The following is a 21,765-nucleotide window of genomic DNA, read 5'->3' on the forward strand; positions in this document are numbered from 1 at the left end:
CCTGGGATAACGCGCGAAGTAAAAAAGTCCCCGCCGTCCGGCGCTTCCCTCATGGAGGGAGGTGCCGGGCGGCGGGGACTTTTGCGTGCACCGGTGTTTTCGGCGGGCGCTAATGCTGGGAACTACGCGGCGATGTTCTCGTACGTCTCTCCGAAGGGCACTGATTCGTCCAGGGCTACGGTGTAGCGTCCCGGGTGCAGACGGGTCACAAGGATGCCGCAGGCGGCGTCCTTGGCAGCTGTCTGGATCAGCGTGGCCACAGCGTTTTCCAGTCCTTCATGCATCTCGTCCGCGGTGGAAAAGTGCAGGTCGATGGACGGCAGTTCTGTGGCCTCCAGGGTGGGCAAACCGACCGTGGGGCGTTCCAATATGGCTGTATTCATGTGGTGGACTTTCTGTGGTTCGTGCCGGAGGGCTTCCCTAGTCTACCGTGCGTCTGGGCGTCATTTGACTTTTATTGGGGGCTTGGAGTGTGGTAACGGTGACCGGCCGGATGCCGTCCGCTCTTACTTCAGGCTTCCCATGGCCACGCCGGACCGCCAGTACCGTTGCATGGCGATCATCAGGATCACCATAGGGATGGTTGCCACCAGGGATCCGGTGATCACCAGGCCAGTGAGGTCCACAGTGGAATCGGTGCCGCGCTGCAGCCAGGAGTACAGGCCCAGCATGACGGGCCACTTGTCCGCTCCCCGCAGGTAGACCAGGGGCCCGAAGAAGCCGTTCCAGGAGCCCACGAAGTGCAGCAGGAAGATGGTGGCGCCCGCGGTGGTCATGAGCCGTGAGGAAATCTGGAAGAAGATCCGGTATTCGCCGGCGCCGTCGATCCGCGCAGCCTCCAGGAGTTCGCTGGGGACGGCACCTTCGGCGTAAATCTTTGCCAAATAGACAGCGAAGGGGCTGAAGAACGCGGGAATGATCATCGCCCAGATGGTGTCGTACATTCCTATCTGTACAAAGAGCAAGTACGACGGAATGGTCAGCAGGGCGCCTGGAATGAGGAACGAGCCGATGATAAAGCCCATGGTGGTTCCCTTGCCCCGGAACGCGTACATCGCCAGTCCGTAGCCCGCGGCCATCGAAACCACTGTGTGGCCTATGGAACTGGCAAAGGCGTAGAGCAGCGAGTTCCACAGCCAGGTACCAAAGATCCCGTCCTGGTACGTGAAGAGCGAGGCCAGGTTGTCGAACAGCTTGAAGTCCGCGAACCACATCGCGTCCGTAGTGTAGAGGTCCTCCTTGGACTTGGTGGCGGAAATCAAAAGCCACCACGCAGGTCCTACGGAGTAAAGCGCAAACAGGACCAGTCCAACGAGGACAATCCAGCTGGACCTTCCCCGCTTGCCCGAAAGTTCGGACGGATCGTCATTGTCCATGGACCTGAGCTGCCTTTTGCGGAGGCGAAGAGCCTTGAGCTCAATCTTCCTGGTGTCTTTTTTCGTGTCCAGGGCCTTTGAAGGCGATGAAGTGAGTGTCATGATTCGACCTTGTTTGTCAGGCGGTAGATGATCACCGAGGCAGCCCCGACCACCGCTGCCAGGATAATGGAAAGGGCGGCCGCGTAGTTCAGGTTGCCAACCTGGAACGCCTGGTTGTAGATAACCATGCTGGGAGTGAAGTCCTTGGTGATGGACTCGGGCGAAATAGATCGGAACAGCGTTGGCTCATTGAAGATCTGGAGCGTTCCGATAATCGAGAGGAGGCCGGTCAGGACCAGCGACCCCCGGACGTATGGCACCTTGATGGACATGGCTATCCGGAATTCCGAGGCACCATCCACCCGGGCTGCATCGAAGATTTCGCGCGGGACTGCCTGCAGGGCGCCAAAGAGGATCAGCATGTTGAAGCCGATGGAGCCCCAGACGGCCAGGTTGCCTATCGACACCCAGATCATGCTGCCGGAGAAAAAGTCGGTGTGCACCCCGAACAAGCCGAAGAAGGGCCGGAGGGGTCCCACCACCGGGCTGTACAGGTAGAGCCAGATCATGATGGCCACAATGCCGGGGATCATGTACGGAATCAGGAGAATCAGCCGGAAGCGGTTGGCCACCCGGCGCTTCACTGCGTCGATCAGAAGCGCCAATGTGAGGCTGATTAGTTGGATGACGGGCACAATCACGACGGCGTAGATGCTCACCCGGAGCATTGAGTCCCAGAAGACCGGGTCCACGAGTCCCCGGGCGAAATTGTCGAACCCTGCGAAGCTGACCGTGGCCGCACCGAAGCCCAGACCGGAGGTCTTGGAGGAGAAAAGACTCTGGCCTAGTCCGACCACCACAGGCAGGAGCGTGAACACCGCGAATCCGATGACAAACGGCCACGTGAACGACGCCCCCTTGATCCGCTGCTTCGTGCGCCACGAAAACCGGGGAGACGCGGAGGCACCTGCCCGTGCCTGCCTGGAGGGCTTCTGTTCTGCGCCGTCTAGGCTTTTACGGACTTCTACTCTGGAAGACATCCGCGTCTCCTCTCTGTTACGGATCTCCGAAGAGAACCGGATGGTTACTTGCTGACCTCGTATTTGATGCCCTTGGAGTCAAGATCCTTCGCGATGAAGGCCTGGACGTTGGTCATCGCTTGCTTCAGGGTGATCTGCTTGGCCATGGCCTTGCCCCACTGGTCCTGCATCTCCGGGAACCAGGCGTCGTAGTCCGGCCCGCGCTCGAACTTGCCGACGGCGGCATTCTGGGCTTTCGCAATCACGGCGCCAACTTCAGCGGCCGGCTGGGATCCGAAAATCTTGTCCGGGACGACGTTCGCCGTGTAGGCGGACACATCGGCAAGATTGGTGGGAACGCCCACGGAGCCAGTCTTCTGGTTCTTGCCGGCTTCTATGGCGTCCTTCGAGGTGGAGGCCCAGTTCACGTATTCAACGGCGGCGGCGGGATGTTCACAGCCGACGGGGACGAAGCCGGGATCGGCCACGCCGGAGCTCACAAACTGCTTTGCGTCCTTGAACTGCGGGACGTCCACTGCCTGCCACTGTCCCAGGGACGCCTTGAAGTTGGTCTGGTAACCGGTCATGGACCACCAGGCCAACGGCACGGTGGCGAGCTGGCCGCTGTCAAAGTAGGAGTACAAGGCGGGCCTGTCCTTGTAGGTCTGGTGGGCCACCAGGTCGTTGTCCACCAGCTGCTGGATGATGTCGACGGCCTTCATGGTCGCGTCGTCCTGCAGATTAACCTTCCACTTGTCGCCGTCGATCGCGAACCAGCTGGCACCGGCCTGCTGGGACATCTGCAGGAGGGTTGACGGGTCTTCTCCGGCCAGGTTGATGACGGTAACGCCATGGGTCTTGAGTTCCTTGCCGACGGTGACGAAGTCCTCCCAGGTCTTTGGAACAGCCAGTCCGAACTTGTCGTAGACGGCTTTGTTGGCCATCATGAAGGTTGCCGAGGGTCCCGCCGGGAAGCCGAAGAACTTACCGTCAACCTGTGCAGCGGCCTGGGCGCCTGTGCTGTAGGCGTCCTTGATCGGCTCCACGTATTGGGTGATGTCCTGGGCCCAGCCGTTGACGAGTGTCGTGGTGATCGGGGCGATCCCGGGCATGAAGCAGGGAATGTCCTTCTTCGATTCCATGACATTTCTGAAGTTTGTCTGGGTGGCTGTGTTGCTTGCCTGCAGGACGTAGTTGACCTTGATCTTGTCGTGGCTCGCATTGAAGGCGTCAACAACGTGCTGTGTTGACTCGGCATCCCAGCCCCAGACATCGATCGTGACGGGACCCGCGTCTGCTGCCGGGGCGGGCGCCGTGGCGCTTCCGCAGCCAGCCAAGAGACCGAGTGCTGCGACCGCGGCGGATATAGACAGCGCTTTCCTCTTGATGATTTTCGTGCTCATCTGTTCACTTCCTTGTGGTGGTTCATGCGTCGGGAGACTTTGTCGGGGATGTCGTTGTCCTGCAGCCGGGGCGCTGCAGGACAGGTAACTGTCTGTGGGATACCGTGGACCATTCGAAGCATCCTGGCATCGATGAGGAAAACGTTATCCCCGGTTTTGATGATGCCATGTGAGGGGCCCCACATTCAAGCCCCCGGGGGCGCATTTCTTTTCCCTGGGGCGGGAACTCGCCATTCGAGTAGGAAAACGTTATCCTACCTGACCGAATGACACCGGTATCCGGCGGCATCCCGCAGCCCACACGCGAAAATCCGAGGCTTGTCCGCGGAACCGCGCCGTGAAGGGCGGGAACCGCGGACAAACCTCGGATTCGTTTGTTAAGGCGGAGCTCAGCCAGCCATGCCAGCCTTAACCGCCAATACCGGGCAGGACGCTTCGAGCAGAATGCGCTGGGCGGTGCTGCCCATGATCAGCTTGCCCACCGGCGTCCTGCGGCGCAGCCCGATCACAATCAGCTCGGCATCGTGCTCCTCTGCGGCATCGAGGACCTCCGCTGCCGCGTCATGCCCACGGACCGGCTGCTTGATCACGTGGTCAATTCCCTGGGTTGCCAGCCGAACCTCGATACTCTGGATCTCCGGCTCCTGGGCATATCTGTTGTCCACCAGGGCATCACCCTTGGACGAGTTGATGACCAGCAAGGTGTTGTTGCTCTTGCGGGCCTCCGAGATGGCCCGGGTGAGCGCCGCTTCGCCCTCTGGTGTGGGGACGTATCCCACCACGATCGTCATGGTTGCTCCTTGTGGTCCGTTGCCTGTATGTGTGGTGTTCTACCGCTGCCTGCGAAGTGACGGCGTGGACGTACTAGCCGTCGCCGTGGTCCTAGCCGTCGCCGTGGTCCTAGCCGTCGCCGTCGCCGTCGCCGTCGCGGCCGACGTCTCCGTCGGCCGGTCCGTCGGCGCGGTGGCTCCCATGGCTGACGGAGCCGCGCGTCACATCTGTCGGTTCGGATCCGCGGCTGGCGTTTGCAGGCAGGAAGCTGGTGACCGGACGGTTTCGCCGCCACAGCTTCAGCAGCAGCGGCCAGACGAGGATGATCGCCACAATGATGTAAATAACGACGGCGATCGGTTCGCTGAAGAGCCCGGAGGGGTCACCGGCGCTCAGCTTCAAGGTCTTGCGGAGCTGGCCTTCAATGCGTGGGCCCAGGATCACGCCGAGGATGAGTGGCAGCACGGGGAGTCCGAAGCGCCGCATCATGAACCCGAGCGCACCCAGCACCAGCAGGATTACCAGGTCGAAGGCCTGCAGATTCACCGAATAGGCGCCCAGCGTGGCGAAGAACAGGATTCCCGCATACAGGTAAGGACGAGGGAGCTGCAGGAGCCTGGCCCACAGCGGCGCCAGGGGCAGGTTGATGACCAGGAGCAGGAAATTGCCGATGAAGAGGCTAGCAATCAGGGCCCAGACCAGGGGTCCCTGGCTCTCGAACAGTTGCGGGCCAGGCTGGATGCCGTACGAGGTGAAGGCCGCCAGCATCACGGCTGCCGTGGCGTTGGTGGGCAGGCCCAGGGCCAGCATGGGGGTCAGTGTGCCTGCGGCCGCCGCATTGTTGGCGGCTTCCGGCCCGGCCACGCCCTCGATTGCGCCCTTGCCGAACTCTTCAGGGTGCTTGCTGAGCCGCTTCTCCGTGACGTAGGAGAGGAACGTGGGGATCTCGGCACCGCCGGCCGGAAGAGCTCCGAACGGAAAGCCGAACGCGGTTCCGCGCAGCCAGGGCTTCCAGGACCGCTTCCAGTCCTGTTTGCCCATCCACGGCTGGCCTACGGGGATGATGTTCAACGGCGTGCGGCGCAGGTGAGCGGCCACCCAGAGCGCCTCACCGACGGCGAAGATGGCCACGGCCACCACGACAATATCGAGTCCGTCAGCCAGCAGGGGCTGGCCGAACGTGAGGCGTGCCTGCCCGGTGACGGAGTCCAGGCCCACCAGGCCGATTGCGAGTCCGAGCCCCAGCGAGGCGAAGCCGCGGAGGCGGGACGATCCCAGGACGGCCGTGACCGCCAGGAGCGCAAGCACCATGATGGCGAAGTAGCTGGGCGAACCAAGGCTGACGGCGAACGTCACCACAATTGGTGCGCAGACGGCCAGCAGCGCGGTGCCGATGGTGCCGGCAACGAACGAGCCGATGGCCGCCGTCGCCAGTGCTTGGGCAGCTCTGCCGGCTTTCGCCATCTTGTTGCCTTCGATGGCCGTAACCACCGACGACGATTCCCCCGGAGTGTTAAGCAGGATGGACGTCGTGGAACCGCCGTACATGCCGCCGTAATAAATGCCGGCGAACATAATGAAAGCGCTGGTGGGCTCGAGGGCGTAGGTGACCGGGAGCAGCAAGGCAATAGACATGGCCGGCCCGATTCCCGGGAGCACGCCGACGGCGGTACCCAGGACCACGCCGATCACGGCATAGAGGAAATTCATGGGGGTCAGGGCCGTGGCAAAGCCGTCCATAAGGGAGGAAAAGACATCCATCAGAGAATCCCTTCCAGGAGCCCGGCGGGCAGCGCGATGCCGAGGCCAAGGTAGAAGCCGTAAAAGGTGAGCAGCGACATGGCCAGGGAAACGAGCCCGTCACGGACGTAGTGCCGGCTTCCCAGGGCCCACACGCTGCCCCAGAACAGGATGGTTCCCGAGATCACCCATCCGGCCCAGTCGATCAGGAGGATGTTGGCGATGAAGGCGCCAGCCAGGGGCAGGACGGTCCTCCAGTCGGCGGGGTGGGTGAGATCCACGTCCTCACCCTCCTCCGCCTCGCCTTTACCGCCGCGGAGTACGTTCACGGCCAGCAGGACAGCGCAGACAATGAGCAGTCCGGCCACGATATAGGGGAGGGTCTTCGGGCCCACTGGATCCGAGTTGGAGTACGGGGTAGCCAGGCCAAGTGCGTCCCAGAGGACCAGGGCCCCGGCCGCCCCGAGCAGGAGGGCAACCCCCAGCTCGGAGCGGCCTTTGAGCCGTGAGGTCAAAGAGGTTGAGGAGCTCACGCCAGGCCAAGCTTCGTGAGGACGTCCGCCACCCGCTTGTCCTGCTCGGTAAGGAAGGTCTTGAAGTCGTCACCCGTGACAAACGCGTCGGTCCAGCTGTGGGTCTTCAGGGCTTCCTTCCACGCTGCAGTGCCGTGCATCTTTTCGATGGCTGCAATCAGGGAGGCCTTGTCTCCGTCGCTGATTCCCGGAGGAGCTACCATGCCGCGCCAGTTGCTGAACACCAGGTCGATGCCGGATTCCTTCAGCGTCGGTGCATCCACTCCGTCCAGGCGCTTTTCACCACTGGTGGCCAGGACACGCACCGCGCCTGATTCGATCTGCTTCAAGTACTCACCGGCACCGGAGGCCGCGAAGCCCAGCTTGTTTCCCAGGATGGCCGGGAGGAGGTCACCGCCGCCGTCGTAGGCAACGTAGTTGACCTTGGTGGCGTCGATGCCGACGGCTCCGGCAAGCTGCATGGGCAGCAGGTGGTCAGGACCGCCGGGAGATGATCCGCCGCCCACGGCGATGGACCCGGGATCGGCCTTCCAGGCCTTGACCAGGTCACCGATGGTCTTATAGGGCGAATCCTTGCTGACCATGATGGCGCCTGGCTCTTCGATGAGCTTGGCCAGCGGGGTGGTGTCCGTCAGTTTGGACTGGGACTTGTTGGTGTAGCTTGCGCCCACCACGCCAAGGCCCATCAGCATGGCGAGGTCGCCGTTGCCCTTTTCGTTGACGACGCGGGCCAGGCCCACGGTTCCGCCTGCGCCGGCGAGGTTAAAGACTTCGGTGTTGGTGGCGATCTTCTCGTCTTCGAGAACCTTCGCGGCGACACGGGCGGTGGTGTCGTATCCTCCACCCGCGGTGTTGGGGACCAGGATCTGGAGCCCGGTCAGCGGGCCGGCGGCGGCGCCGGAGCTGGATGGGGTGGAGTTCTTGCCGGTGGCACCGCAGCCGGTGGCCATCAGGGCGATGCCGGCGGCGACGGCGGCGATTCGCAATGCGCGGATCTGGCGCATGGTGTTCCTCTTCTCAGTAAAGTCAGCGATAAAGCTAGTCAGCAAAACTGACTGGTGATCTGATGCTAGGCGCCACAGTGACGGACATCACTCTTGTGTACGCAGAGAAAGTTAAGTTCATTGCGTTCACGTTTCCGGCGCCCCACCCTGGGGATAGCATGCGTCCGGATCCAAGGCAGTGAGGGCAAGATGGCACGGGCGGAGTGGGGTATAGTTCCGATACCCTGCGGGGGCATGGACCACACCATAGAAAGAACCACAGTGACTCGACGAAGAGGAATGTCCCTCGCAGGGCAGTACCTTGTTCTGCAGTTGCTCATTGTCCTGGCGGTGCTGGTTGCCGTAGTGGCCATTTCGCTGGCGCAGTCGGCCGCGGCCTTTGAAAGGATCGAGGGCCGCCGTGCGCTGTCCGCCGCCGAGGCACTGGGAGCCAACCCCACAGTGCGCGCACTCCTGCCGACCGCCGAACCACGGGGCGGCTCCGCCCTTCCCGCCGTGGCGGAGTCGGTACGGATAGTTTCCGGATCGTCCAACGTGGCGATCGCGAAGCTTGATCGGACGGTAGTGGCGTCCTCCGATCCGAGCATGCTGGGCCGCCCCATGGAACTTGGGCCGAGCCGGGTGTTGGAGGGCCGGGCCTGGACGGGCGTTGTGGGCGGATCCGGCGAGGCAGCCCTGTCCGCCCACGTTCCAGTCCTGGACGACGAGGGCAAAATGATCGGCATTGCGGCCATCAGCCGGAGCTACCCGTCCACGCTGGAACGCCTGGGGGACGCTGTACCGAATCTCCTCACGTACGTGGGGGTGGCCAGCGTGCTGGGCGTGGCAGGTTCCTTGCTGCTGGCCCGCCGGGTCAAGCGGCAGACACTGGGTATGGAACCCAGCGAAATCACCGGGCTGGTGGAGAACCGCGAGGCCATGCTGCACGGACTGAAGGAAGGCGTGGTGGCACTCGATCCGCACGAACGCATCACAGTGGCCAATGACAGCGCCCGGGAATTACTGGGGCTGCCCGCGGACTGTGTGGGCAAGAATCTTGCCAGCCTGGCCGTGGAGCCGGCCCTGAAGGACGTCCTCACCCGCGAGCAGCCCGGTCCGGACCAACTGGCGCTGGTCGGGGACCGGATGGTGGTGCTGAACAGGGTTCCCATCCGTTCCCGCGGCCGGGACATCGGTTCCGTGACCACCCTGCGCGACCGCACGGAACTGTCGTCCCTTGAGCGCGAACTGGGCACCACCCGGACCGCGACAGACACCCTGCGCGCCCAGGCCCATGAGTTCGCCAACCAGCTGCACGTGATCTCGGGGCTGATCCAGATCGGGGAGTACGATTCCGTGGTCCAGTTTGTGAATGGCGCCACCCTGGACAGGACGCGGCTCAACGACGACGTCACCAGCCGCATCCAGGACCCCGCACTGGCCGCCCTCCTGATCGCCAAGTCCAGCCTCGCCACCGAGCGCGGGGTCACGCTGCAGCTTGATCCGGAGTCCGCGCTGGGCCGCGTTGACGATGAGCTCTCCCGGGACCTGACCACGGTGGTCGGAAACCTGGTGGACAACGCGTTCGACGCCGTTGCCGGCCTTCCGGAGGCAGCCGTCCGGGTCCAGGTGGAGGATGCGGACCACGGCGTCACTGTCACGGTCAGGGATACCGGATCGGGCATCGTCCAGGGTGAAGCCGAAGAGATCTTCCGGCAGGGTTTCACCACCAAGGAACCAGGACCAGGTGGCAGCCGCGGCTTCGGGTTGGCGCTCTCCCGGGTGGTCTGCCGGCGAGACGGGGGTGACCTTACCGTGGCTAATGACAACGGGGCGGTCTTTACCGCACGGCTGAAACGAGGAAGGCCACAGCCATGATCAAGGTCCTGATCGTCGACGACGACTTCATGGTGGCCAAGGTCCACGCCGGCTTCATCCAGCGCACTCCTGGATTCGCCGTCGTCGGAGTGGCGCATACGGGAGCACAGGCCGTGACCGAGACCGAGCGTCTCCAGCCGGACCTGGTCCTGCTGGACATCCACCTGCCGGACATCAACGGCCTGGATCTGATGCAGAGACTGCGCGAGGTTGCCCCGGAGCTGGATGTCCTGGTGATCAGCGCCGCCCGTGAGGTGGAAACGGTCCGCAAGGCCCTCCGCGGCGGGATTGTCCATTACCTCATCAAGCCGTTCTCACAGACGGACCTCCAGGAACGGCTGGAGCATTACCGCAATACCTACCAGAGCCTGGACTCGTCCAAGGACGTGGCGGAGCAGTCGGACGTCAACCGGGTCTTCGGCCTGGACCGGACCGAGCGGCCCCTGCCAAAGGGCTGCAGCATCGAAACACTGAAGCTGGTGGAGGAAGCCCTGAAGGCGGCCGACGGCGACCTGTCCGCTGCCGAAGTGGCCGTCCAGCTGGGCACATCGCGGGTGAGCGCGCGCCGCTACCTCGAGTATCTCCACGACGAGGGGGCGCTGGAGGTCCGGCTCAAGTACGGCGTGGGCCGGCCCGAGCGGCGCTATGTCCTCAAGGGCGGCTGAGCAAGTGCGGCTTGGGCGGCGGGAGCCTACTGCAGCAGGGTGTTCACCAGCCGCGCCGCGACCTTGGCGGTCCGGCCGTCAATGTCGAAGCCCGGGTTCAACTCAGCCACATCCACGTGCAGCAGCTTCCCGCTCGCGGCAACCTGCCGGCAGACAGCACTGATGACCGGCAGCGGCACGCCGTAGGCAGCGGGCGCGCTCACCCCGGGAGCCTCCGAGGCCGGCAGCACGTCGAGATCGATGGTCAGGTACAGCACGTCCACGCCGTCGATGAACTCCGCCACAAACGTCCGCACCCGCTCCGCCGTGCAGTCCTCATCCAGCAGGAATTTCACGCCCAGCTGCCGCGCAGTGCCGAAGAGAGCCCGGGTGTTGTTCGGCTCGGAAATCCCGACGACGGCGTACCGGAATTCGCGCCCCGCGGCGGCTTCCGCTTCCGCCATCTGGAGGAACGGCGTGCCGGAACTCGGTACTGGTGCCTCACGGAGGTCAAAGTGGGCGTCCAGATTCAGGACGCCCAGCCGGTGCCCGCCACGGACCGCCTCGGAACCGGCGAGTCCCAGATAGCTGGCAAACGCGGTCTCGTGCCCGCCGCCCAGCACTACGGTGAGCCGGCCGGCGTCGAGCATCGCGGCAATGGCGAGGCCCGCACGTGCCTGGCCTGCCTCCAAAGCCCCGTCGGACACCACGACGTCCCCGGCGTCGGACACGGTCCTGTCAAGGTGGAACGCGAGCGGCCCTAAGGCCGCACGGAGGGCCGCCGGCGCCAGGGCCGCGCCGGGCCGCCCCTTGTTCCGGCGGACCCCTTCGTCGCTCGCGAAACCCAGGAGCACCGCCGGCCGCGATGAACCGGGCGTTGCGGAGCGTGCCGGCGCAGTGGACCCGGCGCCGGACGTGCCCGGTGTGTAGCGCGACACCGCCTGCCACCAGCGCTGGTGCTCGCGGCCGTCGCCGTCGAACCTCCCCGTCCAGGGCTGGGGCGGGACATCAATGGTGAGCAAGGGAAGAACCATGTTCCAAGCTCACCGCATGGCTGCGGCGAATGCCAGCAGCGGCGCCGTCGTCCTGTCTGGAATTCCGGAAACCTGCCGTTAAGCGGCAAAAGGATGCCCGGATGCGCTTAGTGCATACCCATCGCGGCCTCGATGGTACCCACCGAGAAGAACAGCAGGAACGCGGCGGCCACGGCCCACATCAGCGGGTGGATGTCGCGGACCCGGCCCTGGACCGTGCGGATCAGGACGTAGGCGATGAAACCGGCACCCAGGCCATTGGCGATGGAGTAGGTGAATGGCATCAACGTGAAGGTCAGGAACGCCGGGATGGCGATTCCCCAGTCCTGCCAGTCGATCCTTCCCACCTGGGACACCATCATGAAGCCCACCACCACCAGGGCGGGAGCCACTGCTTCGAACGGGACGAGGTTGATGAGCGGGGTGAAGAACATGGCCACGAGGAACAGCAGGCCGGTGACGATGGACGCCACGCCGGTCCGGGCGCCCTCGCCGATTCCGGCACCCGCCTCAACGTAGATCTGGTTCGAGGAGACCGAAGCCCCGCCACCCAGGATGGCGCCCAGGGCGTCCACCTGAAGCACGCGGTCAACGTCCGGGATGTTGCCGTGCTTGTCCACCGTTCCGGCCTCATTGGCAAGGCCGACCATGGTGCCCATCGCGTCAAAGAAGATGCTCAGCAGGATCACAAAAGCGAGCAGCGTGGCAGCAACGAAGCCCAGGTGCCCGAAGGCTCCGAAGGGGTTGGCCTTGCCGATCAGGGACAGGTCCGGTGCGGCCCAGTCAGTGAACTGCGGCGCCACCAACGACCAGCCCTGGGGGTTGAAAGGCTTATCCTTTTGGACGCTGGGGCCGATGTGCAGCGTCATTTCCAGGATCACGGCGATGACGGTGGAGGTGATGATGCCGATCAGGATCGCACCCTTGACCTTACGGACCACCAAGGCGATGGTGAGCGCCAGGCCGAACACGAACACCGCGGTGGGCCAGCCCAGGAGCTTGCCGTCGAAGCCCAGGCCCACCGGCACTGTGGTGCCGGCAGCATCCGGGATGCGGCGGACAAAGCCGGCGTTCACCAAACCGATCAGGGCGATGAACAGGCCTATCCCCACCACGATTGCGGTCTTGAGCCCGTCAGGGACTGCCTTGAAGACGGCGGTCCGGAACCCGGTGAGGACCAGGATCAGCATGGTGACGCCCGATATCACCACCAGGCCCATCATGTCCGGCCAGCTCAGTCCTGGGTTGGTTGCCACCGTTACGGCCACGAAAGCGTTGACGCCCAGCCCGGTCGCCAGCGCGAAGGGGTGCCTTCCCCACGCGCCCATGAGGATAGTGAGGACGCCGGCCACGAGCGCGGTGACGGCGGCCACCGCGGTGAAGCCAAGGGTGGTGCCGTTGGAGTCAGCGCCGGAGAGGATGAGCGGGTTGAGCACCACGATGTAGCTCATGGCAAAGAAGGTGGCGAACCCGCCGCGGACCTCGCGGGACAGGTTGGACCCCCGTTCGGTGACCTTGAAGTACCGGTCCAGCACAGAGCCTTGCTTAAGCATGAATCCTCCGGGGAGTCGTTAGGGGTACCTGAATCCTATGGGGCGCCACGGGAGCAACTCGGCTAATTCGCCTACTCTGTAAGGAAGTCAACACAAGGAGCAGTCCACGCATGCGTTCCATCCGCCGCCAGTTGCTGAGCGTTGTGCTCGGAACAGCCGTTTTCGCCGCCGCAATTCTGGGTATGGCAGGTCCGGCTTCCGCCCATGACTCTGCCGAGTCCAGCAGCCCCGCGCAGGGTGCCACGGTGGCCACCGCGCCGGACAAGGTGTCTGTCACCTTCAGCAACGACCCGCTTGGCATCGGGGCGCAGTTCTCTGTCAAGGATGCCACCGGCACGGAATGGGCGGACGGCCCCGTCGAAATCGTGGACAACATGGCCTCCCAGAAACTCAAGGACGGCGCGCCCGCCGGGAAGTACAACGTCACGTGGCGGGTGGCCAGCTCGGATTCCCATCCCATTGAGGGGACATTCAGCTTCACGGCAACCGCCGCGGCAGAGGGAACATCTGGCGCAACACCTCCGGGCAGTCCGAAGGCGCCCGCTGTAGTCCCGAGCATGGGCACCGCCGAGCCGGGAACCATCGAGACCCCTGCCCCGGTCGCGGACGCGTCGCAGCCGTTCCCTTGGAGCCTGGTGGTGTTTGCGGCCGTGGCCATCGGTTTGCTGGTGGCCATCGGGATCCTGGCGAAGCGCCGGCTGACGGCCGGCAACGAAGACACAGACGAAGAAGTCGGCTGAACCAGGCCGCTGAGCCGGCCCGCTGAATTAGGCGGGCAGGACAGCGAAGCTTCCGGTGAGGATGCTGGGTTCGTTCTCCGGATTGACCTTCGCGGAGATCGCCTGGCCCACTGTTTTTGCCTGGCGAAGCACTTCCTTGGGAGAGGGCGTAATGAGCTCACCTACCCCCACGAGGTAAATGCCGATGGCCCGCATCGCGGCCGCCAGGTTGCGGCCCACCGTGATACCGAAGTCGTTGAGCATGCGCCGCAGCTGGCTGTGCGCGCACCGGGTCAGCACAATGTGGTCAGCCAGGAGGATGCCGGTGGGAGTGTGCACTTCCCACTGGCAGGCTGGGGGCTCGTCCGAATGTTCGCCCGGTGCCCCGCCCACCATCGTTAGCTGGACCGCCCGGGTGGTGTTGCGGACATCCATGCCATGGCTGGCCGCGTAGATGCGAAGGTGGCGGAGGATTTCGTTCCTCTCCCGGAGGGAGTCGGAGTCGGCTGCATCGCAGCGCTGGAGTGAAGCTGTGTTGGCCGGTTGCCCGGCTCCCAGGATGTCGAGTCCATCCACCACGATTGAGTCCACGCCGCGCCGGCGCAGTTCTGCGGCGACGGCCAGGCCGGAAAGGCCCGTACCAATGACCACAGTGGTGGTCTGCTCGGTTCCGCCGTTCATGGGCATGCTTGACACCACAGTTTTCCTCCTTTGAAACAGTCGGCTAGCAGGCATCGTCCCCCTGCACACGTTCCGTTACCCCCAAAGTGCGGCCGCAGTACCTGGTCCGAGCATGTCCTAACCCTGAACATCCCGGACCAGCGATGCCTCGAAGACTACAGAACATTTACTGACATGGATACCCCAAACCCAAACATTCTTGCCAAGCAATGTTCGCGCTCTCATCCTTGACGGCGAGCGCCTGTGGATAACTTCTTGCTAACTGCCTGCGGACCGAGAATAGTGAGAAGTGGAGGCGGGCCTTCCTGACCGGGTACGTGCTGCGAGGCGGGTGCACGGGGAACGGGTCCGCTTCTGGCAGAATAGCCGCAACATCAGGCAGTATCGCGAGGAGGCGACCCAATGGGCGCACAGGAGACGCATCGGGACCCGGAACGGGACGGCAGCGGCAATTCTGCCGCCCCCCGGGGGATCGTTGTCGGCGTGGACGGTTCGGACCATGGCCAGTGCGCCCTCGTCTGGGCGGCCCGTGAGGCCGAGCGCCGCCGCCGCCCGTTGCATATTGTGACGGCATATTCGGTGCCCATCTTTGCCGCGTCAGGACTGGACGGCGGCTACGCCACCGTGGATGACTCCGTGATCCGCGAAGGCGCTGAGGCGATCATCAGGCAAGCTTCGGAGAAGGTATCCGGCTACAGCATCGACGTCGATGCCTCCGTTGAGAATGGTGATGCCTCAGGGGTGCTGCTGGAGATGTCCGAAACGGCGGAGTTGCTGGTCTTCGGCACGCGCGGCCGGGGCGGCTTCGTGGGACGCCTGCTGGGCTCCGTGAGCAGCGCACTGCCTGCCCATGCAAAGTGTCCCACCGTGACTGTCCCGCTCATCTGCGCCGACAGGCTGGGGGAAACTACCGAGGATAAGCGGATCAAGGCCGAGCAGGCAAAATTCGGGCGCCAGCGCGTGGAGAACGTGGTGGTTGTGGGTGTGGACGGTTCCGAGCAGGCGCGGGTGGCTGTCCTGGAGGCGGCATCGCAGGCGGAGCGGATGGGTGCAACCCTGCGCGTGGTCTGCGCCGTCCCGCAGTACAGCGGTTCGCTGGCCTGGGTTCCCGCGCCCATGGACCGGAAGGCACTGTTCGCCGATATCCGCATGCAGCTGGATGCCGGTATGACCTGGCTCAAGAGCCACTATCCCAACCTTCCCATGGAGTCCGAGTTGAAGGACGGCTCCCCTGTCGAAGTGCTGGTGGAGGCCAGCCGGCACGTGGAGCTGGTGGTGGTGGGCACCCGCGGCCGTGGCGGATTCACAGGCATGCTTCTCGGATCCACTTCAGATGGCGTGCTTCACCATGCCAAGGGGCCGGTCCTGGTGGTTCCGGACCACGAGGACCCGCGGCTCGCGGACAGAGCCAGTTTCGGCCCCATCCTGGGCGCCGCTTAACCGTCCGCGTCATCCACAGGAGGCGTGCGATGCCCGGGTCCCCTGCAGCACCTGACAATTTCCCACGGGAAACGGGAGAAGCACCGGGAGTCGAGGCCCCGGAACGGAAGCTCGTCTTGCCTTTGGCCCAGATCCACGCCGGGATGGTGCTGCTTGCGGGCGGTAAAGCTGCGAACCTTGGCGAGCTGGTGATCGGCGGGCTGCCTGTGCCGGATGGCTTCTGCCTGACTACCGACGCCTACCGGCTGGCCACCGCCTCCGAAAACCTACCCCTGGCCGGGCCCCTCGGCGAGGTGCTCCGTGCGCTGGCGTCCACGCCCGGCGACCGATTGTTGGAACTGTCCGCCCTGGCCGGCCGGGCACGAGCCATCATCCAGGGCGGTGACATCCCGCCCGGGATCGCTGCTGCCGTGACGGAGGCTTATGCGGCGCTGGGGCAGGGCGTTCCGGTGGCCGTGAGGTCCTCAGCCACGGCCGAGGACCTTCCGTTCGCCAGCTTCGCCGGTCAGCAGGATACTTACCTCAACGTCGTGGGTGCCGACGCCGTCCTGGAGGCCGTGAAGGACTGCTGGGCGTCCCTCTGGACCGACCGGGCCGTCAGTTACCGGGCAAACCGGGGTATCGATCCCGCGGCCGTGGCCCTCGCCGTCGTCGTCCAACGGATGGTGGACGCCGCGGCGGCCGGCGTGATGTTTACCGCCAACCCGATCACCGGTCGCCGGCAGGAGGCCGTCATCGATGCCAGTCCGGGGCTGGGCGAGGCAGTGGTCTCCGGAGCCGTCAACCCGGACCACTTTGTGGCGGACCCGGTCACGGGACGGGTTATTGAGCGGCGTCTCGGAGACAAGCGGATGATGGTCCGGCCGCTGCCTGGCGGCGGAACGGAGGCCGTCGAAGTCCCCGACGCCGGCGCAAGCCCCTGCCTGACTGACGGCCAGGTGGCTGAGCTGGCTGCCCTTGGCTTGCGGGCCGAGAAGCTTTTCGGGGCGCCGCAGGACACGGAATGGGCCGTAAGCCGTGACGGCGGGTTGTGGCTGACGCAGTCACGGCCCATCACCACTTTGTATCCTGTTCCGGAGCGGGCTTCCGCAGGGGATGGCCCCCGAGTTTACCTGTGCTTCAGCCTTGCCCAGGGCCTGACCAGGCCCATCACACCCATGGGCCTGGCCGCCCTCCGGCTCATTGGCTCGTCCGTGGCCCGGACAGCGCGGTTCAACGTCCCTGAGCCACGCCAGGGGCCATCCCCTTATGCCGAAGCCGGCCAGCGCATCTACATCGACCTGACCACTGTGGTCCGCAGCAGCACCGGGCGGCGGATTGTCCCGCGGGTGTTTGACGTGATGGAGGCACGGTCCGCCACGGTGTTGCGCCGGGTCTTCGACGATCCGAGGTTCTCCGTAACGCGTAGGACCCCGCTGGGCCTGCTCCGGCACGTAGTCCCCGCAGCAGCGCGGGCCCATGTTCCCGAAACGCTTCTCCGTGCACTGTTCAGGCCGGACGCAGCGCTGCGACGGCTGAATCGGTTTTCCAATGAATTCGGCAGCTCACTGCAGCTGCCGGCGGATGCCACCCCGGCCGCACGCCTCGACCATGCCGAGCACCTCCTGGGCGCCCGTCTCTTTGCCGTTGTGCCCGCCACCCTCCCGCTCGCCGCCTTGGGATTCGGCATGCTGGCGCTGGCCGGGAAACTGCTGGGCCCCGGCCGCAGCCGGTGGGACGACCTCCAGCAGGTGCTCCGGGGGCTGCCCAACAACGTCACCACCGAGATGGACCTTGAACTGTGGCACCTCGCCACCGTGATCAAGGACGATGGCGAGTCCCTCAGCGCCGTGACCGGCCAGGAAACCGCCGCGCTGGCGGCCCGGTTCAACGCGCAGCAGCTGCCCCGGGTCCTTCAGGCGGGGCTGGAGCGCTTTATGCAACGGTATGGACACCGGGCGGTGGCCGAGATCGATGTGGGGATGCCGCGCTGGTCCGATGATCCCACCCACATCCTTGGTGTCCTGGCCAACTACCTCCGGCTGGAGAACCCTGCACTGGCTCCCGACGTTCAGTTCAACAAGGCCGCTGAAGAGTCGGAGGCCCACGTTGAGCGGGTGGTGGCGGAGGCGATACGCCGAGGCCGCGTCCGCGGCGCCGTCGTGCGGGCCGCGTTGCGACGGGCCCGGCTCTTCGCCGGGTTGCGAGAGCTGCCCAAGTACCAGCTTGTGGTGGGGCTTGCCGAGGTGCGGAAGCAGTTGCTCCACGTGGGGGAGACGCTGGCGGCCGCGGGCAGCATTGAACATCCGGACGACGTCTTTTTCCTGGACATCGTCGAAGCCCGCCGGGGGCTTGCGAAGGGAATGGACCTATGCCCGCTCGTGGCGCAGCGCCGGGAAGCCTATGCCACGGAGCTCGAACGGCGTCATGTGCCCCGCGTGCTGCTGTCCGACGGCACGGAACCGGAAGCGGTGCAGCCAGTTGGGGCTCCAGCGGCTATACCGGGCGCACTCGCCGGGAGCCCGGCGTCGTCCGGTACCGTGACGGCGTCCGCCCGCGTCATCCTGGATCCGGTGGGCGCCCACCTGGAACCCGGCGAGATCCTGGTGGCGCCCTCAACCGACCCCGGCTGGACGCCTTTGTTCCTCACGGCAGGCGGCCTGGTCATGGAAATGGGCGGACCCAATTCCCATGGCGCAGTGGTGGCGAGGGAGTATGGCATTCCCGCGGTGGTAGGTGTCCCGGACGCCACGCTCCTGCTTTCCTCAGGCCAGAGGATCACCGTCGACGGCGGCGCCGGAACCATAGTGCCGGCGTAGGTCCCGGGGCTGTCCCGGGAGGGGTGTGGACGGCGGCCGGCAGGCGTAACCTGAATCTATGGGAGCCAACGACGACGGAGCGGGGCTGGCATGAGCCGCCCCTGGCTGCGGTGGATGCCCGCCGCGGCCGTACCTGCAGTGATCGCCGCCGGGGTGCTGGCGGGGTCCATCCCGGTCTGGGCCGGTGATCCCCTTCCCGAAAAGACCCCCGCACAGATCCTCGCCCTGCTGGGCGCCCACGAGACGAAATCCTTCTCCGGCACCCTTGAGCAGACCTCCGAGCTTGGACTGCCCGAACTCCCGGCCGCCGGAGCAACATCCGGGCCGGCATCCGCGGGCGGGGCAGCTGGCGGGGCAGCGTCAATAGTCGAGCTCCTGACCAGCCAGCACACTGCCCGGGTCTTCATGGACGGGCCGGCCAAGGTGCGCATCCAGGTGGTGGACCGCCTGGCTGAACGGGACATCATCCGGCGGGACAGCGACCTGTGGTTCTACACATCCAAGGACAACAGTGCAGCCCACCTCACGCTCCCGGCGATGGCCCGCGACCTGCCCCTTTCCCAGCCGCAAACACCGGCCTACCCCACGCCGGCCTACCCCACACCGGAAGCCCTGGCCAACCGGTTGCTGGCAGCGCTGGACAGCTCCACGGAGGTTACCGTAGGGCCGGATGTTGAAGTTGCCGGGCGGACGGCCTACAACCTGGTCCTTGAGCCGCGGACCCAGGGGACCCTCGTGGGACGGGCCGCCATCGCCGTCGACGGCCAGACCGGCTTGCCGCTCAGGGTGTCGGTCACTGCGCGAGGCCAGGCTCAGCCGGCCTTCCAGTCGGGTTTCACCAGCCTGTCGCTGGGTGTGCCGGAGGACTCGCTGTTCAGCTTCGTTCCCCCGCCCGGCGCCACGGTCAAGGAAGTGCAGCTGCCGCCGATCCCGCATCGGCAGGTCACGCCCGACAACGTGCCCGGCGACGCGGTGCCACGGGGAGTCCCGGCCACGCCTGGTGACAAGGCGGCCAAGCCATCGGTGACGGGCAGCGGCTGGGAAACGGTCATCAGCATCCAGGCAGCGGAAGCCGGGCAGGGATCCCTGCTGAGTGGATCGCTGCTGAAGGATCCGCTCCTGGCCCAGGCCGCCGTCGTCGTCCCCGGTGGACGGCTGCTCTCCACGGCACTCGTCAACGTCCTGTTCACCGACGATGGACGCATCTTCGTGGGGATGGTCCCGCCGGAGCGGCTGCAGGCTGCCGCCACCGCAGTGGCTCCGTGAACGGGACGTCGGGGCTGACGATTGAGACCAGGAGCCTGAGCAAACGGTTCGGCCATCAGCTGGCCGTGGACAGCGTGGATCTGGCAGTGCCGCACGGTTCGGTGTTCGGATTTCTGGGCCCCAACGGCTCTGGAAAGACCACCACCATCCGCATGATGCTGGGCCTTGCCGCGGCGTCGGCCGGGACGGTTAGCGTCCTGGGGCTGGAGATGCCGCGCCGGCTCCATGAAGTCCTGCCCCGTGTGGGGGCACTCGTGGAGGGCCCGGCGTTCTATCCGTTCCTGTCCGGCGCCGCCAACCTGCACCGCCTCGACGCCGCCAGCCGCCACGCACCGCCCGCCACCCGGAAGGCACGGGTGGGTGAGGCCCTGGAACGGGTGGGCCTGGCGCACGCCGCCGGCAAGCGGGTCCACGCGTATTCCCTCGGCATGAAGCAGCGGCTGGGGATCGCCAACGCCCTGCTCTCCCCGCGGGAGCTGCTGGTCCTGGACGAGCCCACCAACGGGCTGGATCCGCAGGGAACCCGGGAGGTGCGGAGCCTGGTCCGCTCCCTGGCCGCCGACGGCGCCACAGTGTTCGTCTCCAGCCACCTGCTGGCGGAAGTGGAGCAGATCTGCACGCACGCTGCCATCATGAGTGCCGGCCGGCTCGTGGCGCAGGGCCCGCTGGCAGAACTGCGCCAGTCCGGAGAAGCGCAGATCCGCCTGATAACGCCCGACGCCAGGAGGGCCTTTGGTGTCCTGCTGCGGCTGGGCATGGCTCCGGTGGCAGGAACGCCCGAGCCGGACGGTGAGGTGGTTACCGCTGTAGCCGCCGGGTCCAGCGCGGGCGCCGGACCCGGCGGTGATCCGGCAGCGCAGGACATGGTGGCGCCGGAGGACATCGTGGCGCGGCTGGTGGGGGCGGGGGTCCGCGTCCGGGGCTTTTCCGTGGAGCGGGAGAGCCTTGAGGACCGTTTTGTTGCCTTGACGGGGGAGGGGTTCGACGTTGCACAGTAGCCTGCCTGCCCGCGTCCCCGGTGCCCTCTCAAGCAGCGCGGCTGCACCGGAAACGGTGTCGAGCCTGTCCCTGCTGGCATCCGAACTCAAGGTCCTGTTCCAGCGCCGCCGGACCTGGGCGATGCTGTTGGCACTGGCCGCCATACCTGTGCTGATCGCCGTCGCCGTCAGGCTTTCCTCAAGCGTCCCGGCGGGCAGGGGGCCCGCGTTCCTGGACAGGATCACGCAAAACGGACTCTTCGTGGCGGTTACGGCAATGTTGGTTTCCGTTCCCCTGTTCCTGCCCCTCACCATTGGGGTGGTGGCCGGCGACACCATTGCGGGCGAGGCAAGCCTGGGCACCCTGCGGTACCTGCTGGTGGCACCGGCCGGGCGCGTGCGGCTGCTGCTGGTCAAGTATGCCGGGGCCCTTGTTTTCTGTGTGGCGGCACCGGTAACAGTAGCGCTGGCCGGTGCAGCTATCGGAGGACTGTTTTTCCCGATCGGCCCGGTGACGCTGTTGTCCGGCGATGTGGTCCAGCCGCCGGAAGCGGCGCTCCGGCTGGTTCTGATCGCAGCCTACCTTTCGTTGTCCCTTGCCGGGCTCTCAGCCATCGGCCTCTTCCTATCCACCCTCACCGTTGTACCGGTCGGCGCGATGGCAGCAACTGTGGTGGCGTCCGTGGTGTCACAGGTCCTGGACCAGCTTCCGCAGCTGGAGTGGCTGCACCCGTGGCTGTTCAGCCACTACTGGTTTGGCTTCGCCGACGTCCTGCGCCAGCCTGTGCTGTGGGACTCGTTCGCCAGCAACGCCATCCTGCAGGCAGGCTATGTGGCTGTTTTCGGCGCGCTCGCGTACGGGAGGTTTGTCACCAAAGATGTGTTGTCCTGATTGCAGAGCTGCCGGC

The 21,765-nt window shown here is 65.4% G+C and carries 19 protein-coding genes; 8 read left to right on the plus strand and 11 right to left on the minus strand.

The annotated features are described in order from the left end of the window. Positions 1-122 precede the first annotated feature (122 nt). The 8 genes from J7E83_RS02825 to J7E83_RS02860 all read right to left on the minus strand — a co-directional run bounded on the left by J7E83_RS02825 (position 123) and on the right by J7E83_RS02860 (position 7,888). Entirely contained in the window at positions 123-383 is a 261-nt protein-coding gene (locus J7E83_RS02825) for a hypothetical protein (protein WP_214958918.1), read from the minus strand. Between the two features lie 123 nt (positions 384-506). Beyond that, the gene (locus J7E83_RS02830) at positions 507-1,478 is read right to left on the minus strand and encodes a carbohydrate ABC transporter permease (protein ID WP_214958919.1); all 972 of its coding nucleotides are present in this window, start codon (positions 1,476-1,478) and stop codon (positions 507-509) included. Beyond that, positions 1,475-2,458, minus strand: a complete 984-nt coding sequence (locus J7E83_RS02835; RefSeq protein ID WP_214958920.1) for a carbohydrate ABC transporter permease — start codon at positions 2,456-2,458, stop codon at positions 1,475-1,477. Before J7E83_RS02835 ends, J7E83_RS02830 begins: the two co-directional genes overlap by 4 nt. A gap of 44 nt (positions 2,459-2,502) precedes the next feature. Next, positions 2,503-3,840, minus strand: coding sequence for an ABC transporter substrate-binding protein (locus tag J7E83_RS02840; RefSeq protein WP_214958921.1), 1,338 nt, complete (start codon positions 3,838-3,840; stop codon positions 2,503-2,505). Positions 3,841-4,229: 389 nt separating this feature from the next. Beyond that, the gene (locus J7E83_RS02845) at positions 4,230-4,631 is read right to left on the minus strand and encodes a universal stress protein (RefSeq protein ID WP_214958922.1); all 402 of its coding nucleotides are present in this window, start codon (positions 4,629-4,631) and stop codon (positions 4,230-4,232) included. A gap of 109 nt (positions 4,632-4,740) precedes the next feature. Next, positions 4,741-6,372 (minus strand): tripartite tricarboxylate transporter permease, encoded by a 1,632-nt coding sequence (locus J7E83_RS02850; RefSeq protein WP_214958923.1) that lies wholly within the window; start codon positions 6,370-6,372, stop codon positions 4,741-4,743. Next, positions 6,372-6,884, minus strand: a complete 513-nt coding sequence (locus J7E83_RS02855) for a tripartite tricarboxylate transporter TctB family protein (RefSeq protein ID WP_214958924.1) — start codon at positions 6,882-6,884, stop codon at positions 6,372-6,374. Before J7E83_RS02855 ends, J7E83_RS02850 begins: the two co-directional genes overlap by 1 nt. Further along, entirely contained in the window at positions 6,881-7,888 is a 1,008-nt protein-coding gene (locus J7E83_RS02860) for a tripartite tricarboxylate transporter substrate binding protein (RefSeq protein WP_214958925.1), read from the minus strand. The genes J7E83_RS02855 and J7E83_RS02860 overlap by 4 nt, the downstream gene beginning before the upstream one ends. Before the next feature lie 279 nt (positions 7,889-8,167). Here J7E83_RS02860 and J7E83_RS02865 point away from each other — a divergent pair, with 279 nt between their 5' ends. Continuing rightward, positions 8,168-9,745, plus strand: coding sequence for a sensor histidine kinase (locus tag J7E83_RS02865; protein ID WP_214959177.1), 1,578 nt, complete (start codon positions 8,168-8,170; stop codon positions 9,743-9,745). Then, entirely contained in the window at positions 9,742-10,410 is a 669-nt protein-coding gene (locus J7E83_RS02870) for a response regulator (protein ID WP_214958926.1), read from the plus strand. Before J7E83_RS02865 ends, J7E83_RS02870 begins: the two co-directional genes overlap by 4 nt. 26 nt (positions 10,411-10,436) lie before the next feature. On the opposite strand, the gene hutG is transcribed toward J7E83_RS02870, so the two are convergent. Together hutG and J7E83_RS02880 are read right to left on the minus strand one after the other, a co-directional pair. Next, positions 10,437-11,423: a formimidoylglutamase gene (hutG, locus tag J7E83_RS02875; protein WP_214958927.1), complete on the minus strand. Its 987-nt coding sequence runs from the start codon at positions 11,421-11,423 to the stop codon at positions 10,437-10,439. Between the two features lie 107 nt (positions 11,424-11,530). Continuing rightward, the gene (locus J7E83_RS02880; protein WP_214958928.1) at positions 11,531-12,976 is read right to left on the minus strand and encodes an NCS2 family permease; all 1,446 of its coding nucleotides are present in this window, start codon (positions 12,974-12,976) and stop codon (positions 11,531-11,533) included. A 110-nt stretch (positions 12,977-13,086) separates the two neighbouring features. Between J7E83_RS02880 and J7E83_RS02885 the strand changes: the two genes are divergently transcribed. Further along, positions 13,087-13,716, plus strand: a complete 630-nt coding sequence (locus J7E83_RS02885; RefSeq protein ID WP_214958929.1) for a copper resistance CopC family protein — start codon at positions 13,087-13,089, stop codon at positions 13,714-13,716. A 27-nt stretch (positions 13,717-13,743) separates the two neighbouring features. On the opposite strand, the gene J7E83_RS02890 is transcribed toward J7E83_RS02885, so the two are convergent. Beyond that, positions 13,744-14,382, minus strand: a complete 639-nt coding sequence (locus J7E83_RS02890; protein ID WP_214959178.1) for an NAD(P)-binding protein — start codon at positions 14,380-14,382, stop codon at positions 13,744-13,746. A 396-nt stretch (positions 14,383-14,778) separates the two neighbouring features. On the opposite strand from J7E83_RS02890, the gene J7E83_RS02895 reads away from it, so the two are divergent. The 5 genes from J7E83_RS02895 (at position 14,779) to J7E83_RS02915 (ending at position 21,749) form a co-directional block, all read left to right on the plus strand. Continuing rightward, positions 14,779-15,816 carry a universal stress protein gene (locus tag J7E83_RS02895; RefSeq protein ID WP_214958930.1) on the plus strand — a complete coding sequence of 346 codons (1,038 nt, stop codon included), beginning with the start codon at positions 14,779-14,781 and terminating at the stop codon, positions 15,814-15,816. Positions 15,817-15,845: 29 nt separating this feature from the next. Continuing rightward, a complete protein-coding gene (locus tag J7E83_RS02900) occupies positions 15,846-18,614 on the plus strand; it encodes a PEP/pyruvate-binding domain-containing protein (protein ID WP_214958931.1) in 2,769 nt (922 codons plus the stop codon). 90 nt (positions 18,615-18,704) lie between these two features. Further along, positions 18,705-19,880, plus strand: a complete 1,176-nt coding sequence (locus J7E83_RS02905) for a hypothetical protein (RefSeq protein ID WP_214958932.1) — start codon at positions 18,705-18,707, stop codon at positions 19,878-19,880. Further along, entirely contained in the window at positions 19,877-20,878 is a 1,002-nt protein-coding gene (locus tag J7E83_RS02910; protein WP_311379566.1) for an ATP-binding cassette domain-containing protein, read from the plus strand. Before J7E83_RS02905 ends, J7E83_RS02910 begins: the two co-directional genes overlap by 4 nt. Further along, positions 20,868-21,749, plus strand: a complete 882-nt coding sequence (locus J7E83_RS02915; RefSeq protein ID WP_214958933.1) for an ABC transporter permease — start codon at positions 20,868-20,870, stop codon at positions 21,747-21,749. Before J7E83_RS02910 ends, J7E83_RS02915 begins: the two co-directional genes overlap by 11 nt. Positions 21,750-21,765: the final 16 nt, after the last annotated feature.

Origin of the sequence: Arthrobacter sp. ISL-48, assembly GCF_018613805.1 — a bacterium.
Classification (GTDB): domain Bacteria; phylum Actinomycetota; class Actinomycetes; order Actinomycetales; family Micrococcaceae; genus Arthrobacter.

Coding starts and splice junctions, on each gene's coding strand:
- J7E83_RS02825 (WP_214958918.1), bottom strand. CDS start 383: ATGAATACAGCCATATTGGAACGCCCCACGGTCGGTTTGCCCACCCTG.
- J7E83_RS02830 (WP_214958919.1), bottom strand. CDS start 1,478: ATGACACTCACTTCATCGCCTTCAAAGGCCCTGGACACGAAAAAAGAC.
- J7E83_RS02835 (WP_214958920.1), bottom strand. CDS start 2,458: ATGTCTTCCAGAGTAGAAGTCCGTAAAAGCCTAGACGGCGCAGAACAG.
- J7E83_RS02840 (WP_214958921.1), bottom strand. CDS start 3,840: ATGAGCACGAAAATCATCAAGAGGAAAGCGCTGTCTATATCCGCCGCG.
- J7E83_RS02845 (WP_214958922.1), bottom strand. CDS start 4,631: ATGACGATCGTGGTGGGATACGTCCCCACACCAGAGGGCGAAGCGGCG.
- J7E83_RS02850 (WP_214958923.1), bottom strand. CDS start 6,372: ATGGATGTCTTTTCCTCCCTTATGGACGGCTTTGCCACGGCCCTGACC.
- J7E83_RS02860 (WP_214958925.1), bottom strand. CDS start 7,888: ATGCGCCAGATCCGCGCATTGCGAATCGCCGCCGTCGCCGCCGGCATC.
- J7E83_RS02865 (WP_214959177.1), top strand. CDS start 8,168: ATGTCCCTCGCAGGGCAGTACCTTGTTCTGCAGTTGCTCATTGTCCTG.
- J7E83_RS02870 (WP_214958926.1), top strand. CDS start 9,742: ATGATCAAGGTCCTGATCGTCGACGACGACTTCATGGTGGCCAAGGTC.
- hutG (WP_214958927.1), bottom strand. CDS start 11,423: ATGGTTCTTCCCTTGCTCACCATTGATGTCCCGCCCCAGCCCTGGACG.
- J7E83_RS02880 (WP_214958928.1), bottom strand. CDS start 12,976: ATGCTTAAGCAAGGCTCTGTGCTGGACCGGTACTTCAAGGTCACCGAA.
- J7E83_RS02885 (WP_214958929.1), top strand. CDS start 13,087: ATGCGTTCCATCCGCCGCCAGTTGCTGAGCGTTGTGCTCGGAACAGCC.
- J7E83_RS02890 (WP_214959178.1), bottom strand. CDS start 14,382: ATGCCCATGAACGGCGGAACCGAGCAGACCACCACTGTGGTCATTGGT.
- J7E83_RS02895 (WP_214958930.1), top strand. CDS start 14,779: ATGGGCGCACAGGAGACGCATCGGGACCCGGAACGGGACGGCAGCGGC.
- J7E83_RS02900 (WP_214958931.1), top strand. CDS start 15,846: ATGCCCGGGTCCCCTGCAGCACCTGACAATTTCCCACGGGAAACGGGA.
- J7E83_RS02905 (WP_214958932.1), top strand. CDS start 18,705: ATGAGCCGCCCCTGGCTGCGGTGGATGCCCGCCGCGGCCGTACCTGCA.